The 15760-nt window shown below is 66.4% G+C and carries 13 protein-coding genes and 2 tRNA genes; 12 read left to right on the forward strand and 3 right to left on the reverse strand.

The features are described 5' to 3' along the window. Window positions 1-3 precede the first annotated feature (3 nt). The 12 genes from nuoN to ARC63_RS21630 all read left to right on the forward strand — a co-directional run bounded on the left by nuoN (window position 4) and on the right by ARC63_RS21630 (window position 13218). Window positions 4-1464 carry an NADH-quinone oxidoreductase subunit NuoN gene (nuoN, locus tag ARC63_RS21575; protein ID WP_005410451.1) on the forward strand — a complete coding sequence of 487 codons (1461 nt, stop codon included), beginning with the start codon at window positions 4-6 and terminating at the stop codon, window positions 1462-1464. Window positions 1465-1591: 127 nt separating this feature from the next. Further along, window positions 1592-1668, forward strand: a tRNA-Met gene (locus tag ARC63_RS21580). 82 nt (window positions 1669-1750) lie between these two features. Beyond that, window positions 1751-1827: transfer RNA gene (locus ARC63_RS21585), tRNA-Met, on the forward strand. A 402-nt stretch (window positions 1828-2229) separates the two neighbouring features. Next, the gene (gene rimP / locus ARC63_RS21590; protein WP_057504348.1) at window positions 2230-2820 is read left to right on the forward strand and encodes a ribosome maturation factor RimP; all 591 of its coding nucleotides are present in this window, start codon (window positions 2230-2232) and stop codon (window positions 2818-2820) included. 4 nt (window positions 2821-2824) lie between these two features. Continuing rightward, the gene (nusA, locus tag ARC63_RS21595; protein ID WP_006458580.1) at window positions 2825-4336 is read left to right on the forward strand and encodes a transcription termination factor NusA; all 1512 of its coding nucleotides are present in this window, start codon (window positions 2825-2827) and stop codon (window positions 4334-4336) included. Between the two features lie 92 nt (window positions 4337-4428). Continuing rightward, window positions 4429-7071, forward strand: a complete 2643-nt coding sequence (gene infB, locus ARC63_RS21600) for a translation initiation factor IF-2 (RefSeq protein WP_057504349.1) — start codon at window positions 4429-4431, stop codon at window positions 7069-7071. A gap of 92 nt (window positions 7072-7163) precedes the next feature. After that, the gene (gene rbfA / locus ARC63_RS21605) at window positions 7164-7547 is read left to right on the forward strand and encodes a 30S ribosome-binding factor RbfA (RefSeq protein ID WP_005410447.1); all 384 of its coding nucleotides are present in this window, start codon (window positions 7164-7166) and stop codon (window positions 7545-7547) included. Between the two features lie 105 nt (window positions 7548-7652). Beyond that, complete coding sequence (truB, locus tag ARC63_RS21610) at window positions 7653-8561, forward strand: tRNA pseudouridine(55) synthase TruB (protein ID WP_010486453.1); 909 nt, start codon at window positions 7653-7655, stop codon at window positions 8559-8561. A 173-nt stretch (window positions 8562-8734) separates the two neighbouring features. After that, the gene (gene rpsO / locus ARC63_RS21615) at window positions 8735-8995 is read left to right on the forward strand and encodes a 30S ribosomal protein S15 (RefSeq protein ID WP_005410445.1); all 261 of its coding nucleotides are present in this window, start codon (window positions 8735-8737) and stop codon (window positions 8993-8995) included. 151 nt (window positions 8996-9146) lie between these two features. Continuing rightward, window positions 9147-11255 carry a polyribonucleotide nucleotidyltransferase gene (pnp, locus tag ARC63_RS21620; RefSeq protein ID WP_019336892.1) on the forward strand — a complete coding sequence of 703 codons (2109 nt, stop codon included), beginning with the start codon at window positions 9147-9149 and terminating at the stop codon, window positions 11253-11255. Window positions 11256-11532: 277 nt separating this feature from the next. Beyond that, a complete protein-coding gene (locus tag ARC63_RS21625; protein WP_049455698.1) occupies window positions 11533-12723 on the forward strand; it encodes a glycoside hydrolase family 18 protein in 1191 nt (396 codons plus the stop codon). A 90-nt stretch (window positions 12724-12813) separates the two neighbouring features. Continuing rightward, window positions 12814-13218, forward strand: a complete 405-nt coding sequence (locus ARC63_RS21630) for a VOC family protein (RefSeq protein WP_010486459.1) — start codon at window positions 12814-12816, stop codon at window positions 13216-13218. Between the two features lie 24 nt (window positions 13219-13242). On the opposite strand, the gene ARC63_RS21635 is transcribed toward ARC63_RS21630, so the two are convergent. The 3 genes from ARC63_RS21635 to ARC63_RS21645 are packed head-to-tail and all read right to left on the reverse strand — an operon-like array spanning window position 13243 to window position 15372. After that, window positions 13243-14802 carry a PepSY-associated TM helix domain-containing protein gene (locus ARC63_RS21635; RefSeq protein WP_057504350.1) on the reverse strand — a complete coding sequence of 520 codons (1560 nt, stop codon included), beginning with the start codon at window positions 14800-14802 and terminating at the stop codon, window positions 13243-13245. 10 nt (window positions 14803-14812) lie between these two features. Continuing rightward, complete coding sequence (locus ARC63_RS21640; protein WP_049409275.1) at window positions 14813-15076, reverse strand: hypothetical protein; 264 nt, start codon at window positions 15074-15076, stop codon at window positions 14813-14815. Then, the gene (locus ARC63_RS21645; RefSeq protein WP_005410439.1) at window positions 15076-15372 is read right to left on the reverse strand and encodes a hypothetical protein; all 297 of its coding nucleotides are present in this window, start codon (window positions 15370-15372) and stop codon (window positions 15076-15078) included. The genes ARC63_RS21640 and ARC63_RS21645 overlap by 1 nt, the downstream gene beginning before the upstream one ends. Between the last annotated feature and the right edge of the window lie 388 nt (window positions 15373-15760).

Here is a 15760-nt window from a genome sequence, read left to right on the forward strand (position 1 = left end):
ATGATGACCACCTCGCCGCTGCTGCCATTGACCGCCGCTGACCTGCCACCGCTCGCTCCCGAGCTGGTGCTGATCGGCAGCGCCTTCGCCCTGATGATCCTCGACCTGTTCGTCAGCAACCGGAACAAGATCGTCACCCACCTGTTCTCGCTCGCTGCGCTGGCCGTGGTGCTGTTCATGCTGGCCACCGGCGTGGGCGGGCAGGGGGAGGTCTTCCATGGCATGTTCGTGCGCGATACCGCCGCGGACGTGATGAAGACCGGGATCGTGCTGCTCAGCGGCCTGACCCTGGTCTATGGCTGGCGTTACCTGCGTGACCGCAACCTGTTCCAGGGCGAGATCCCGGTGCTGATCCTGTTCGGCACCGCCGGCATGATGATCCTGGTGTCGGCCGGCAGCCTGCTGATGGTCTACCTGGGCCTGGAACTGCTGGCGCTGTGCTCCTACGCCCTGGTCGCCAGCAACCGTGAGAACGGCCTGGCCTCGGAAGCGGCGATGAAGTACATCGTGCTCGGCTCGCTGGCCTCGGGCCTGCTGCTGTATGGCATGTCGCTGATCTACGGCGCCACCGGCAGCCTGCACCTGGACGTCATCCGCGACGCCATCCCGCACTCGGAAGAGCGCGTGCTGCTGATCACCGGTGCGGTGTTCATGATCGCCGGCGTCGCCTTCAAGCTGGGTGCCGCACCGTTCCACATGTGGCTGCCGGACGTGTACCAGGGTGCCCCGGCACCGATCGCGCTGTTCATCAGCTCGGCGCCGAAGCTGGCCGCCTTCGGCATGGCCTACCGCCTGCTGGAAATGGGCGTGGGCCCGCTGTCGACCGAACTGCAGCTGCTGATCGCCGGCCTGGCCGCGGTCTCGCTGGTCATCGGCAACCTGATGGCCATCGCGCAGAGCAACCTCAAGCGCATGCTGGCGTTCTCCACCGTCTCGCACATCGGCTTCCTGCTGATGGGCATCGCCGGCGGTGGCGCGCAGGGCTATGCCGCTGCGCTGTTCTACGCACTGGCCTACGCCATCATGTCCACCGCTGCCTTCGGCGCGATCATCGCGCTGTCGCGTGCCGGCTTTGAAGCCGAGAACATCGAGGACTTCAAGGGCCTGAACGCCCGCAACCCGTGGATGGCCGGCCTGGTGCTGTGCATCATGGCGTCGCTGGCCGGCATCCCGCCGTTCCTGGGCTTCTGGACCAAGCTGGCCGTGCTGGGCGCTGCCGTCAATGGCGGCCTGCTGTGGCTGGCCATCCTCGGCGTGCTGTGCGCCGTGGTCGGCTGCTTCTACTACCTGCGCGTCATCAAGGTCATGTACTTCGATGAGCCGGTGGGCGAGGCCATGCCGCGCAGCAATGACCGCGTACTGGGCCTGGTGCTGGGCGTGAACGCGCTGGCACTGCTGGCGCTGGGCCTGGCCTGGAACCCGATCATGGTCTGGTGCCAGCAGGCATTTGCGCATCTTGCATAAAAGTTGACACAAAGCTGCGCGATTCGTGTAATATGCGCAGCCTGAGTTGTCACTGCAGCGGTTCAGCCAGAACATCGTTGCGGTAGCCCTCCTCGAAAGAGCAGGGCAGCAGTTCAAACGCTTCCGGTGCGGGGTGGAGCAGTCTGGCAGCTCGTCGGGCTCATAACCCGAAGGTCGCAGGTTCAAATCCTGCCCCCGCTACCAACTTCAGATCGGCGCCAACCGGTCTGATGAATGAGGGAAAGCTTGCATGTTTTGAAGTTATCGCTCATAATTCCGCTTCTGATGCGGGGTGGAGCAGTCTGGCAGCTCGTCGGGCTCATAACCCGAAGGTCGCAGGTTCAAATCCTGCCCCCGCTACCAAGTAAAGAGATCGCCTTCGAAGTCCTGCTTCGAAGGCGTTTTTCTTTGGGACGGTGCTCGATCCGCCGGGCATGGCCCGGCGCTACCCGTACGCCGCACGGTGGTAGCGCCGGGCCATGCCCGGCGAGCGCAGCGGACGCTTCGGGGTAGCCCCGCACCTTGCACCAGCGCGGTGCAGCCGCTATCATCAGCGACCTAGCAATACCCCTGAAGGTGGCCTCCCCAGCGGGAGTCCAGACCCGGAAGGAGGGCCGCAACCGGCAGGCAATGCGGGTTGCAACCGGAATCCAGTCACCGGAGTCTTTCCGGAAAAAGGGGCCCAGCGGGCCCTTTGTCGTTTCCGGGGCGTCATGTTTTCACGCCGGCCAAGGCCGGCACCCAACCAAGAGATCAAGGCAGGCTGTGAGCGACAAGGCAACCGACATCGCGAATCTGCTCGCCCCGACCGTTGTGTCGCTGGGCCTAGAGCTGCTGGGCGTTGAGTATCTGCCGGCCCCCGGCGGATCGACCCTGCGCCTTTACATCGACGTGCCGCTGGCTGAACAGCCCGAGCGCATCATCAATGTCGACGACTGCGAGCGGGTCAGCCGCGAAGTGTCGGCGCAGCTGGACGTCGAAGACCCGATCAGCGGCAATTACACGCTGGAAGTGTCCTCGCCGGGCGTGGATCGCCCGCTGTTCAACCTGGAGCAGTTCTCCCGCCACCAGGGTGAATCGGCCAAGGTCACGCTGAAGCTGCCGCAGGACAACCGTCGTCGCCTGCAGGGCCGTATCGAGGCGACCGACGAGGCCGCTGGCACCATCACCTTCATCGTCGACAAGACCGAAGTGGTGGTGTCGGCCGACAACATCGACAAGGCACGGATCATGCCCGACTGGGTGGCGCTGGGGCTGGCCCCGAGCAAGCCGACCGGTCCGGCACCGAAGCGTCCGAAGCCGAACACGAATTCTTCTTCCAACGAGCCGGCGGCAAAGAAGCCGCGCGCGGAGTGAGCCAATGAGCAAGGAACTGTTGCTGGTAGTCGACGCAGTCGCCAACGAGAAGGGCGTGCCGCGTGAAGTGATCTTCGATGCCATCGAGGCCGCCCTGGCCTCGGCAGCGAAGAAGCGCTATCCCGACGAGGAAGTGCTGACCCGCGTGGTCATCGACCACAAGGATGGCAGCTACGAAACCTACCGCCGCTGGGAAGTGGTGGCCGATGACGTGGTCATGGAATCGCCGGATCGCCAGATCCGCCTGATGGACGCGGTCGATGAAGCCGAAGGCGTGGACGTCGGCGACTACATCGAAGAGCAGATCGAGAACCCGGATTTCGGCCGCATCGCTGCCCAGGCCGCCAAGCAGGTCATCGTCCAGCGCGTGCGCGAAGCCGAGCGCCAGCAGGTCGTGGATGCATGGAAGGATCGCGTGGGTGAGCTGATCACCGGTGTGGTCAAGCGCGCCGAGCGCGGCAACATCTACGTCGACCTCGGTGGCAACGCCGAAGGCTTCATCCCGAAGGACAAGGGCATTCCGCGCGACGTGCTGCGCGCCGGCGACCGCGTGCGCGGCTACCTGGCCGAAGTCCGTTCGGAACCGCGTGGCCCGCAGCTGTTCATCAGCCGTGCCGCCCCGGAATTCATGATCGAGCTGTTCAAGCTGGAAGTGCCGGAAGTCGGCCAGGGCCTGGTGGAAATCAAGGCCTGTGCCCGCGATCCGGGCGACCGCGCCAAGATCGCCGTGCTGGCCCACGACCAGCGCACCGATCCGATCGGTGCCTGCATCGGCATGCGCGGTTCGCGCGTGCAGGCCGTGTCCAACGAGCTCAATGGCGAGCGCGTGGACATCGTGCTGTGGAACGACAACCCGGCCAACTTCGTCATCAACGCGATGGCGCCGGCCGAAGTGCAGTCGATCATCGTTGATGAAGACAAGCACTCGATGGACCTGGCTGTCGCTGAAGACCGCCTGGCCCAAGCGATCGGCAAGGGCGGGCAGAACGTGCGCCTGGCCAGCCGCCTGACCGGCTGGCAGCTCAACGTGATGACCCAGGACCAGGTCACCGCCAAGTCGGAAGCCGAGCAGGCGTCGGCCCGCCAGCTGTTCATGGACAAGCTGGAAGTGGACGAAGAGATCGCCGGCATCCTGGTCAGCGAAGGCTTCGGTACCGTCGAGGAAATCGCTTATGTCCCGGTCGGCGAACTGCTGGCCGTGGAAGGTTTCGACGAAGACATCGTCGAAGAGCTGCGCGCTCGTGCCCGCGATGCGCTGCTCAATGAGGCCCTGGCAGTCGAAGAAGGCCTTGAAGACGGCCAGCCGGCGCAGGACCTGCTGTCCCTGAAGGGCATGGACGAAGCCACCGCATATGCGCTGGCCGGCCACGGCGTGCGTACCAGCGAGGACCTGTCCGACCTGGCCGCCGACGAGGTCATGGACTTCGGTATCGAAGGACTGGATCAGGCGCGCGCCGCTGCGCTGATCCTGGCCGCCCGTGCCGAAGAGATCGCCCGACTGGAACGCGGCGAATGAGCCGGCAATGAACAGGGCCCTGAGCCGCTCAGGGCGTAGAATCCGCGCCACCTCCAGATGCGGGGGGGCGCCCACAAGATCATAGGATCCGAATGTCGCAGCAAACCACCATCCGCAAGCTTGCCGAACTGGTCAACACGCCGGTCGAAAAACTGCTGGAACAGCTGGCCGGTGCCGGCATGAAGTTCAGCGGTCCCGACCAGGTCGTGACCAGCTCCGAGAAGGTTAAGCTCCTGGGCTTCCTTCGTCGTTCGCACGGCAAGCCCGAGCAGGCCCCGGAAGAGACCGATCAGTCTGCAAAGAAGATCACGCTCAACCGCCGGAAGCAGCAGGAAGTGACGGTCAATTCCGGTCGCAGCAAGACGACCGTGAATGTCGAGGTGCGCCAGAAGCGCACCTACGTCAAGGATGGTGCGCGCGCCATGACGCCGGACGAAGAGCGCGCCGACATCCTGCGCAAGCTGGAAGAGTCGCGTGCCCGCAACCTCGCCGAACAGCAGGCCTTGGCCGAGAAGGATCGTCTGCGCGACGAAGCCATCGTCCGCGCCCGTGAGGAAGAGATTGCGGCCAAGGAACGCGCAGAGGCCGAGAAGAAGGCTGCCGAGGAAGCTGCGGCCGCCGCAAAGGCTGCCGAGGCACTGGCTGCCGCCAAGCCCAAGCGCGCCCCGATCGATGAAACCGCGCCGCGTCCGCCGCGCACGCCGGCCGCTGCTCCGGCTGCGCCGCGCAGTGCGCCGCCGCCGCGCAACGACGACCGCAACAACCGCAGCGCGCCGCGCAACGAGCGTGGCCCGGGCGACCGTTTCGCCGGCCAGATGCACCTGTCGGCTGCCGACCGCGCGCGTCGTGGCAACAGCAACAACAGCAACACCCGGGGTCGTCCGGGTGGCCGCAACCAGGCCGGTGGCCGTCGCGACATGTCGCGCGGCGGCAACAATGCCGGTCCGCACGCCTTCGAGCGCCCGACCGCACCGGTCGTGCGTGAAGTGGCGATCGGCGACACGATCACCGTGGCCGACCTGGCGCAGAAGCTCGCGCTGAAGGGCGGCGAGGTGGTCAAGGCGCTGTTCAAGATGGGCGTGATGGCCACCATCACCCAGTCCATCGACCATGACACCGCCGCGCTGGTGACCGAGGAACTCGGCCACAAGGCGATCCGTGCCAATGACAACGATGCCGAAGACGCACTGCTGGCCTCGACCGGTGAAAACCAGGGCGAAGCCACCCAGCGTCCGCCGGTGGTCACCATCATGGGCCACGTCGACCACGGCAAGACCTCGCTGCTGGATTACATCCGCCGTACCAAGGTCGCCACTGGCGAAGCCGGCGGCATTACCCAGCACATCGGTGCCTACCACGTGGATACGCCGAAGGGCGTGATCAGCTTCCTGGATACCCCGGGCCATGCTGCCTTCACCTCGATGCGTGCCCGCGGTGCCAAGCTGACCGATATCGTGGTGCTGGTCGTGGCCGCCGATGACGGCGTCATGCCGCAGACCAAGGAAGCGATCCAGCACGCCCGTTCGGCGGGTGTGCCGCTGATCGTGGCGATCAACAAGATCGACAAGTCCGACGCCGACCCGATGCGGGTCAAGAACGAACTGCTGTCCGAGCAGGTCGTGGCCGAAGACTTCGGTGGTGATACCCAGATGGTGGAGATCTCGGCCAAGACCGGCCTGGGCATCGACGACCTGCTGGACGCCATCTCGATCCAGGCCGAACTGCTGGAGCTGAAGGCCGTCGACGAAGGCCGCGCCTCGGGCGTGGTGATCGAATCGTCGCTGGACAAGGGCCGTGGCCCGGTCGCGACCGTGCTGGTGCAGCAGGGCCGCCTGAAGAAGGGCGACTACCTGGTGTGCGGCATCCAGTACGGCCGCGTGCGTGCGCTGTTCGACGAAACCGGCAAGCAGCCGGAGTTCGCCGGCCCGTCCATCCCGGTGCAGGTCCTGGGCCTGTCCGGCGTGCCGGAAGCCGGTGACGACTTCGTGGTCGTCGAGGATGAGCGCCTGGCCAAGGACGTTGCCCAGCAGCGCGAGACCAAGCGCCGTGAATCGCGCCTGGTGGCCACCGCTGGCAGCCGCATGGAAGACATCATGGCGACCCTGGGCAAGGGCGAGGGCCAGCAGGTCCTCAACCTGGTCATCAAGGCCGACGTGCAGGGTTCGGTGCAGGCCTTGAGCCAGGCACTGGTCGCGCTGTCCAACGACGACATCCGCATCAACGTGATCCACTCCGGCGTGGGCGGCATCACCGAATCGGATGCCAACTCGGCGGCTGCTTCGAAGGCCACCGTCATCGGCTTCAACGTGCGTGCGGATGCTTCGGCCCGTCGCATCATCGAATCCAACGGCGTCGACTTGCGTTACTTCTCGATCATCTATGACGTGATCGATCAGGTGAAGCAGGTGGCCTCCGGTCTGCTGGGCGTGGAGATCCGCGAAGAGATCATCGGTATCGCCGAGGTCCGCGACGTGTTCCGCAGCTCCAAGCTGGGCGCCGTTGCCGGCTCGATGGTCATCGAGGGCGTGGTCAAGCGCAACAAGCCGATCCGCGTGCTGCGCGACAGCGTGGTGATCTTCGAAGGCGAACTGGAATCGCTGCGCCGCTTCAAGGAAAACGTCGAGGAAGTCCGCAACGGTACCGAATGCGGTATCGCGGTGAAGGCCTACAACGACGTCAAGCCGGGTGACCAGATCGAGTGCTTCGAGCGTATCGAAGTGCCGCGCACCCTGTAATGCTGCAAGGTGGCCCGACCAACGGTCGGGCCCTACCATGTACCTGTAGCGCGCGACCGTTGGTCGGGCGACAACTGAACCAAGAGCTCCTCGTGCCCAAGACTTTCCATCGAACCGACCGTGTCTCCGCCCAGCTGCGCCGTGAACTCGGCACCCTGGTGCACAACGCCGTGCGCGAGCACGGGTTGCCCTCGGTGAGCGTGTCCGACGTGGAAATCACCCGCGACATGGCCCATGCCAAGGTGTTCGTCACCGCGCTGATGCCGGAACGTTCGGCTGAAGCCGTGGCCGGCCTGAAGGAGCTGGGCTACCGCCTGCGCATGGACCTGGCCCGCGCGATGAAGCTGCGCCACGTGCCGGAGCTGCATTTCCACTACGACGACTCGGTCGACCGTGGTGAGCACATCGACAACATCCTGCGCGACCTGCCCGATACGCTGGCCGCGGAGAAGCGTCGCGAGAGCGACGAAGAATAAGCCAGCGCCGGGCCCATGCCCGGCGTCTTTTCATTCCGGCAACGCGACGCCTGTGCGGGCCGCGTTGCGGCAGCCGGGCATGGCTCGGCTCTACAACGTCCTGTCATGACCCGAATTCAGTTCCGCCGCCTGGATGGCATCCTGCTGCTCGACAAGTCGACCGGCATGAGTTCCAACGCCGCCCTGCAGGTGGCTCGTCGCCTGTTCCGTGCCGAAAAGGGCGGCCATACCGGCAGTCTCGACCCGCTGGCCACCGGCCTGTTGCCGCTGTGCTTCGGCGAGGCGACCAAGATTGCCGGCCTGCTGCTCGGCTCGGCCAAGGCCTACGACGCCGAGATCATGCTGGGCCAGACCACCGACACCGACGATGCCGAAGGCCAGGTGCTGCTGCAGCGCCCGGTGCCTTCGATCAGTGCCGAGACCCTGCAGGCGGCGCTGGCGCCGCTGACCGGCAGCATCCGCCAGCGCGCCCCGATCTATTCGGCGCTGAAGCAGGGCGGGGAGCCGCTGTATGTGAAGGCCCGCCGCGGTGACGTCATTGAAGCGCCGGAGCGCGAGGTGCAGGTGCACGCCATCGAGGTGCTCGAGCAGCAGCCGGAGCGGTTGCGGCTGCGTGTGACCTGCGGCTCGGGCACCTATATCCGCAGCCTGGCCCGCGATCTGGGCGAGGCGCTGGGCTGTGGCGCGCATATCAGTGCGCTGCGCCGGCTCTGGGTCGAGCCGTTCCGTGAACCGGCGATGGTCACGCTGGATCAGCTGCGGGCGATGGTCGAGGCGGGTGACGAGGCGGGCATGGACGCGCTGCTGCTGCCGCTGGCGGCCGGCCTGGCTGAATACCCGCGGGTCGACCTCGATGCCGACCAGGCCCACCGCTTCTGCGTCGGCCAGCGCCAGCGCGATCTGTCGTGGCCCCGTGGTCTGGTGGCCGTGTTCGGTCCGGACGATGCTGTCCAGGGGTTGGGGCAGGTCGATGACAGTGGCCTGCTGGCTCCGCAGCGTCGTTTCAACCTCTGACCGGGCCCGGACGGTTCAGCCCCGGACCTTGTTCCGAGGCCCCCCGACCGTTACAATTTCGCGGCCGTTTTCCGGCAGCCTGCCTCGCGCAGGTTTCATCCTCGTAGTCCACGGCGAGCCTGGCGGTGCGCGAAGCGCGTTCCTGCCGGCCACGCATCACAGAGAAAAAAGAAATGTCGATCGACACCCAGAAGGTCATTGAAGACAACAAGCGCAGCTCGGCTGACACCGGCTCCCCGGAAGTCCAGGTTGCACTGCTGACCGCCCGCATCGAACTGCTGACCGGCCACTTCAAGACCCACAAGAAGGACCACCACAGCCGCCGCGGCCTGCTGCAGATGGTCAACCGCCGTCGCAGCCTGCTCGACTACCTGAAGAAGAAGGACGTCGAGCGTTACAAGGCCCTGATCGAAAAGCTTGGCCTGCGTCGCTAAGCAACGAATCCCCCGCGGCGCAGCGATGCGCCGCGGTTTTGTTTTGTAGCACCGCAATCCCCGATTCAGGCCGGAACGATCCGGCCACCCGCTGGCGGCAAGGGTCGCCGACGGTCCAAATTCGCAGACAGCATCCCCAAGGACACCCTCCGTGGCAAAAATCACCAAAACCTTCCAGTACGGCAAGCACACCGTCACGCTCGAGACCGGCGAAGTCGCCCGTCAGGCCAGCGGTGCCGTCATCGTCAAGATGGACGACACCGTACTGCTGGTCACCGCCGTCGCCGCCAAGAGCGCGCGCGAAGGCCAGGACTTCTTCCCGCTGACCGTCGATTATCAGGAAAAGTTCTACGCCGGCGGCCGTATCCCGGGTGGTTTCTTCAAGCGTGAAGGCCGTGCGACCGAGAAGGAAACCCTGATCTCGCGTCTGATCGACCGTCCGATCCGCCCGCTGTTCCCCGAAGACTACAAGAACGAAGTGCAGATCATCGCCACGGTCATGTCGCTGAACCCGGACGTGGACGGTGACATCCCGGCCCTGATCGGCGCCTCGGCTGCCCTGGCCCTGGCCGGCACCCCGTTCATGGGTCCGATCGGCGCTGCCAAGGTCGGTTACAAGAACGGCGAGTACATCCTGAACCCGACCGTCAGCGAACTGGCTGACTCGCAGCTGGAACTGGTCGTCGCCGGCACCTCCAACGCCGTGCTGATGGTTGAATCCGAAGCTGCGCTGCTGTCCGAAGAAGTGATGCTGGGCGCCGTGACCTTCGGTCACCGCGAGATGCAGAAGGTCATCAACGCGATCAACGAGCTGACCGTCGAAGCCGGCACCAAGCCGTCGACCTGGGAAGCCCCGGCCAAGAACGACGCGCTGATCGCCGCCCTGAAGGAAGCCATCGGCCCGCGCCTGGGCGAAGCCTTCCAGGTGCGCGACAAGCTGCAGCGCCGCGACGCCATCTCGGCAATCAAGAAGGACGTGGTCGAAGCCCTGGCAGGCCGCGTGGCCGCCGAAGGCTGGAACCCGGCCGAGCTGTCGAAGGAATTCGGCGAGCTGGAATACCGCACCATGCGTGACTCGGTGCTGGACACCAAGGTGCGCATCGACGGCCGTGCGCTGGACACCGTCCGCCCGATCACCGTGAAGACCGGCGTGCTGCCGCGTACCCACGGCTCCTCGCTGTTCACCCGCGGCGAAACCCAGGCCATTGTGACCATCACCCTGGGCACCGCCCGTGACGGCCAGGTCATCGACGCCGTTGCCGGTGAGTACAAGGAAAACTTCCTGTTCCACTACAACTTCCCTCCGTTCTCGGTGGGTGAGTGCGGCCGTATGATGGGCCCGAAGCGCCGCGAAATCGGCCACGGTCGCCTGGCCAAGCGCGGCGTGCTGGCTGTCATGCCGTCGCTGGAAGCCTTCCCGTACACCATCCGCGTCGTCTCGGAAATCACCGAGTCGAACGGTTCCTCGTCGATGGCCTCGGTCTGCGGTTCCTCGCTGGCCCTGATGGACGCCGGCGTGCCGGTGAAGGCACCGGTTGCCGGTATCGCCATGGGTCTGGTCAAGGAAGGCGAGCGCTTCGTCGTCCTGTCCGACATCCTGGGTGACGAAGATCACCTGGGCGACATGGACTTCAAGGTGGCCGGTACCGCTGAGGGCATCTCCGCCCTGCAGATGGACATCAAGATCGAAGGCATCACCGAAGAGATCATGAAGCAGGCCCTGCAGCAGGCCAAGGCTGGCCGTCTGCACATCCTGGGCGAAATGGCCCACGGCCTGACCGCTCCGCGTGAAGAGCTGTCGGACTACGCGCCGCGCCTGTTGACCATCAAGATCCACCCGGACAAGATCCGCGAAGTGATCGGCAAGGGTGGTTCGACCATCCAGGCCATCACCAAGGAAACCGGCACCCAGATCGACATCCAGGACGACGGCACCATCGTCATCGCATCGGTCAACGCCATCGCTGCCCAGGCCGCCAAGGCCCGCATCGAGCAGATCACCTCGGACGTCGAGCCGGGCCGCATCTACGAAGGCAAGGTCGCCAAGATCATGGACTTCGGTGCGTTCGTCACGATCCTGCCGGGCAAGGACGGTCTGGTCCACGTGTCGCAGATCTCCAGCGATCGCGTCGAGAAGGTCGGCGACGTGCTGAAGGAAGGCGATGTGGTCAAGGTCAAGGTGCTGGAAGTCGACAAGCAGGGCCGTATCCGCCTGTCGATGAAGGCCGTGGAAGAAGGCGACGCCGTCAGCGCCGAATAATCGGCGGTGGGTGTCAACCTTGCTTGGTTGACACGCTCCTGGAATCGCTGAAATGAAAAAGCGGGCTTCGGCCCGCTTTTTCTTTGCCTCGAAGTTGCGAACAACCGCTCACCCAGGTCGCCGCATGTCCTGCTGCGGTGCATGAGAGGCGCTACGCAGCCATTGTTCTGTCACCGTTGCACGGATCGCGCCTGTCCATCGGACGACATGCCACGACATCGGTCCCACAGCCCCATCGGTTTGCTAACGTGGCGGCGCCTTCGAACCGGGAGATTCCATGTTCCGCCAGACTGTGGCCGTCCTTGCCGTACTGATTGCCGGCGCCCTGCCCATTGCCGCGCACGCTGCGCCCGCACAGCCGCCGATCTTCGGTGCCTACTACCCCGGTGGTTCCGCCGAGCGCTATCCGGTGTCGAGCATTCCGGCCGAGCGCCTGACCCACCTGTTCTACGCGTTCTCGACCATCGAGGACGGGCGCTGCACGATCGGTGCGGAAGCGCCGAAGAATTTCGCCGCACTGGCCGAACTCAAGAAGGCGCATCCGCACCTGCGCACGCTGATTTCGATCGGTGGCTGGGGCGCAGGCGGGTTCTCCGATGCGGCACTGACCGAAACCAGCCGCAAGCGCCTGGTCGACTCATGCATGACGCTGTTCTTCGAGCGCCATGCAGGCAGCTTCGATGGTGTGGACATCGACTGGGAATTCCCGGTCAGTGGTGGGCCGAAGGAACTGGCGCACCGCCCGCAGGATCGCGCCAACCTGACCCGGCTCGCGCAGGCGTTCCGCGTGGCACTTGATGCGCGCGGTCGCAAGGCGGGGCAGCCGATGCTGCTGACCGCCGCGCTGGCCGCCGGTCGCCTGCAGACGGATGGCCCCTACGATCCGGCGGCGAGCTACGACCTGCCGGCGCTGGCCAAGGTGTTCGATTTCATCAACCTGATGAGCTACGACATGGGCACCGGCTTCTCGGCGGTGTCGACCTTCAACGCACCGCTGCTTGAGGTGGCGGCCGATCCACTGGCGCCGGAGCTGCGCCGTTGGAACAACGTGGCCGGTGCCGTGCAGTTTTACCGCGACCACGGCGTACCGGCCCACAAGCTGGTGCTGGGCGTGCCGTTCTACGGGCGCGGCTTCAAGGTTACAGGTGATGCCCCGGATGGGTTGTACCAGCCCTACAGCGCACCGGCCGATGCAGGCGACTGGCGGGTGATCAAGGCGCGCTATCTCGACCAGCCGGGCTGGACGAAGCACTGGCAGCCGCAGGCGCAGAGCCCGTGGCTGTACAACGCCGAACAGAAGGTCTTCATCAGCTATGAAGACCCGCGCTCGATCGGGCTGCGTGCGCAGTTCGCCCGCGAGCAGGGCCTGGCCGGTGTATTCATGTGGGAGCTGACCGGCGACGACGAGCAGGCCAGCCTGCTCAACGCCATGCTGGGCCCCTGGCAGAAGGCGCGCATCGGCGATTGAGCTGCATCAGGCGATGCCCGGCGCAATGCCGCAACGCCATCGGCCCAACCCCGCACAGCATGTCCACGCCCGCAGCGTTACGCTGCGGGCATGATCCATCTCGAACGCCTGGACCATCTGGTCCTCACCGTCGCCGACATCGACCGCAGCTGTGATTTCTACCAGCGCGTGCTCGGCATGCAGGTCGTGCGCTTCGGCGCGGGACGTACCGCGCTGCAGTTCGGCCAGCAGAAGATCAATCTGCATCCGGCCAGTGCCCCGCTGCAGCCGCATGCGTTACGACCCACGCCGGGCAGTGCCGACCTGTGCCTGGTCACGCTTACGGCGACAATCGATGTGCTGGCACACCTGCAGGCGCAGGCCGTCGCGGTGGAGGAGGGGCCGGTGGCCCGCACCGGCGCACTGGGTCCAATCGAATCGGTGTACTTCCGCGACCCGGATGGCAACCTGATCGAAGTCAGCCGCTACCTGGACCCAGCGCACCTGCTCCGGTAGCGCCGGGCCATGCCCGGCGAAGGCTCAGTTGGCCCAGACGCTGTTCGGATCGCCGTTGCGGGCGCGGCGTTGACTGGCCACTGCCAGGCGGGCGAAGCCGAAGGCCATGGCCAGCGCGATGGCATCGACCCAGAACAGCGGCCAGTGGCCACGCGCGGCCGCACGCCACAGCCAGTCACCATTGAGTGCGCCGTGCAGGATCGGCACCAGCGCGGTACTGATTGCCGCCGCCCACAGCAGCTCGCGTGCGGCCTGTGCCGGGCGACGCAGCGCGGCCCACAGCGCACAGGCCGCCCAGCTGCCGAAGCAGGCCCAGCGGATGCCGTGGTCGACCGCCGCCGGCGCCAGCCGTTCCAGCACCAGCGCGGTGAGGAACGCGACCGAGATCGCCACGCACAGGCCGATGCACACGCCGACCGTGGCCCGTGCCATGTTCACTCCGGCACGCGGTTGCTGCGGCTGGCGACGCTTGCGCCGCGACTCGATCCACAGCAGGTTGCCCGAGTAGAACAGGAACGCACCGCCCAGGCCGAGCAGGAAGTACAGCCAGACCACCACCCCGTTGCCGAACTCGCCGAAGTGCAGCGCATAGGCGGCGCTGAGCGTGGCGTGGTTGGCGTCGCGCTGGCCTGGCAGCTGGGTGGCCAGTACCTGGCCGGTGGCGACATCCAGCGCCACGGCGCCGAGCGGGCCGAGGGTGCCGGTGGATTCGCCGGTGATCTCGATGGTGGCGTTGGTGTCGCCCGCGTTGGCCAGCTTCAGGTAGGCCGGCTCGAAGCTGGTCACGCCCTGTGCGCGCGCCACCTCCAGCGCCCGCGCCTGCAGCACGCGCAGGCTGCCCGGCGGCGAGGGGATGCCGGTCGCTTCACGCACCGGTGCGGTGTCCATCGCTGTTGGCACGGCCTGCAGGGCCTTGCCGTCGAAGATCAGGGGGTTGAGCAGGGCCATCTGCACGAACACCAGGCAGAGCAGGGCGCCGGTCACCGCGAACATCAGGTGGAAGGGCAGGCTCAGTACGCCGATCACGTTGTGCGCGTCCTGCCACAGCTGTTTCAGGTTGCGCCCCGGACGCAGCGCGAACAGGTCGCCGAGCAGCTTCGGCAGATGGATCACCAGGCCGCTGAGCAGCGCCATGCCGTACAGCAGGCTGACAATGCCCATCACGTAGATGCCGGCCACGGGCAGGCCCAGGCTGTAGTGCAGCTCGTTGACCAGCTCGGCCAGCCCGGTCTGCGGCGGCGTCGGGCTGCCGCCAATCTGCCCCGGCCAGGCATAACGCCAGCTGCCATCATCGACCTGCCAGTACGCAAGTGGCTGCGGGTGGTCGGCGCCGGGGAAGGTCATGCCGACGTGGCGGCGGGCTTCCGGGTGTGTCGCCAGTACGTCTTCCAGCAGGTACTGCGCATCGTCCAGCCCGGCTGGCAGTGCGGTGGCCGCGCCCGGGGTCTGCCACAGCGGCAGGTCGTGATGGAACAGGGTCAGCGCACCGGCGTAGAAGGCCACGAACAGGCCGAACCCGGCGACCAGGCCGACCCAGGTGTGCAGGGTGGTGAACGTGCGCAGCGTCTGCGAACTGAACTTCATGGGAGAGGTCTCATTGCACCGCGCCGGTCAGGCGCAGCAGCCCGAGCACGCCGAAGCCGGCGGCGGCGCTGCCGCCCAGCACCAGCCAGGCGCGCAGCGCGCTGCGGAAACTGAACGCCCACAGGGCGGCCAGCATCCACAGCGGGATGAAAGCGATCAGGGTCGGCACCAGCGCCCGCTGCCAGGGGCCGGGCGGCAGCCATGCCAGCAGGCCGGTCGCGGCCGCGGCCAGGAAGAAGCCGGCGACGATGCCGGCGAAGGCGCGCGGCCACATCAGGGCGACTCCGTGCCCGGGCGATGCCAGGCGGCCAGTGCCGGCAGCAGCATCGCCGCCAGCATCCAGGTGCACAGCATGGCCACCAGGCCGGCGGCAAAGCCGAGCTCGGCCATCCACAGCCACAGCGCGGCGGCGGCCGCGACCAGGCCGATCTGGCGGCCCAGGCGGCCGGCCCGACGCAGGCGCGGCCAGCGGCAGTGCGGCGAGGCGGCATAGAAGGCCAGCGCGGAGAACATCGCCGCCAGCATGCCCAGGCTGCAGAAGCCCAGGGTGGAAAGGCCGACGGTGATCATTGCGGGCGGCCGCCGTGGCAGCGGGCCAGCGAACGCGGGGCACGGGCGGGGCCGGCGGGAGCCGGTCGGAGCGGGTGGCGCATCACGAGGTCCTGGGGGGAAGCGGGCAGGCTGGCACGGGGCGGGCTGCGCGGACATGGTAATCATTGCGTTTTCACGCCGCCAGCGAGGGCCATTCAGCGTACCGTACGGTAGCCCTTGGGCTTTCCGGTGCGCTGGTTTAAGATCATCACACTCCCTGACTGGAACAAGGTGGCCCGCGCCCAGCGCCGGCCGAGCGTGCGACATGAGCACTACCACCGCCCACTGTTGACCTGCCCCCGAAGGCCCTGTGTCCCTGGCGCCCTCGTGGCGCTTTTTTATTGCCCGGGCGCCGCCCCGGGAGCGC

Origin of the sequence: Stenotrophomonas geniculata ATCC 19374 = JCM 13324 (assembly GCF_001431625.1) — a bacterium.
GTDB lineage: Bacteria > Pseudomonadota > Gammaproteobacteria > Xanthomonadales > Xanthomonadaceae > Stenotrophomonas > Stenotrophomonas geniculata.

Coding starts and splice junctions, on each gene's coding strand:
- nuoN (WP_005410451.1), top strand. CDS start 4: ATGACCACCTCGCCGCTGCTGCCATTGACCGCCGCTGACCTGCCACCG.
- nusA (WP_006458580.1), top strand. CDS start 2,825: ATGAGCAAGGAACTGTTGCTGGTAGTCGACGCAGTCGCCAACGAGAAG.
- infB (WP_057504349.1), top strand. CDS start 4,429: ATGTCGCAGCAAACCACCATCCGCAAGCTTGCCGAACTGGTCAACACG.
- truB (WP_010486453.1), top strand. CDS start 7,653: ATGACCCGAATTCAGTTCCGCCGCCTGGATGGCATCCTGCTGCTCGAC.
- rpsO (WP_005410445.1), top strand. CDS start 8,735: ATGTCGATCGACACCCAGAAGGTCATTGAAGACAACAAGCGCAGCTCG.
- ARC63_RS21625 (WP_049455698.1), top strand. CDS start 11,533: ATGTTCCGCCAGACTGTGGCCGTCCTTGCCGTACTGATTGCCGGCGCC.
- ARC63_RS21630 (WP_010486459.1), top strand. CDS start 12,814: ATGATCCATCTCGAACGCCTGGACCATCTGGTCCTCACCGTCGCCGAC.
- ARC63_RS21635 (WP_057504350.1), bottom strand. CDS start 14,802: ATGAAGTTCAGTTCGCAGACGCTGCGCACGTTCACCACCCTGCACACC.
- ARC63_RS21640 (WP_049409275.1), bottom strand. CDS start 15,076: ATGTGGCCGCGCGCCTTCGCCGGCATCGTCGCCGGCTTCTTCCTGGCC.
- ARC63_RS21645 (WP_005410439.1), bottom strand. CDS start 15,372: ATGATCACCGTCGGCCTTTCCACCCTGGGCTTCTGCAGCCTGGGCATG.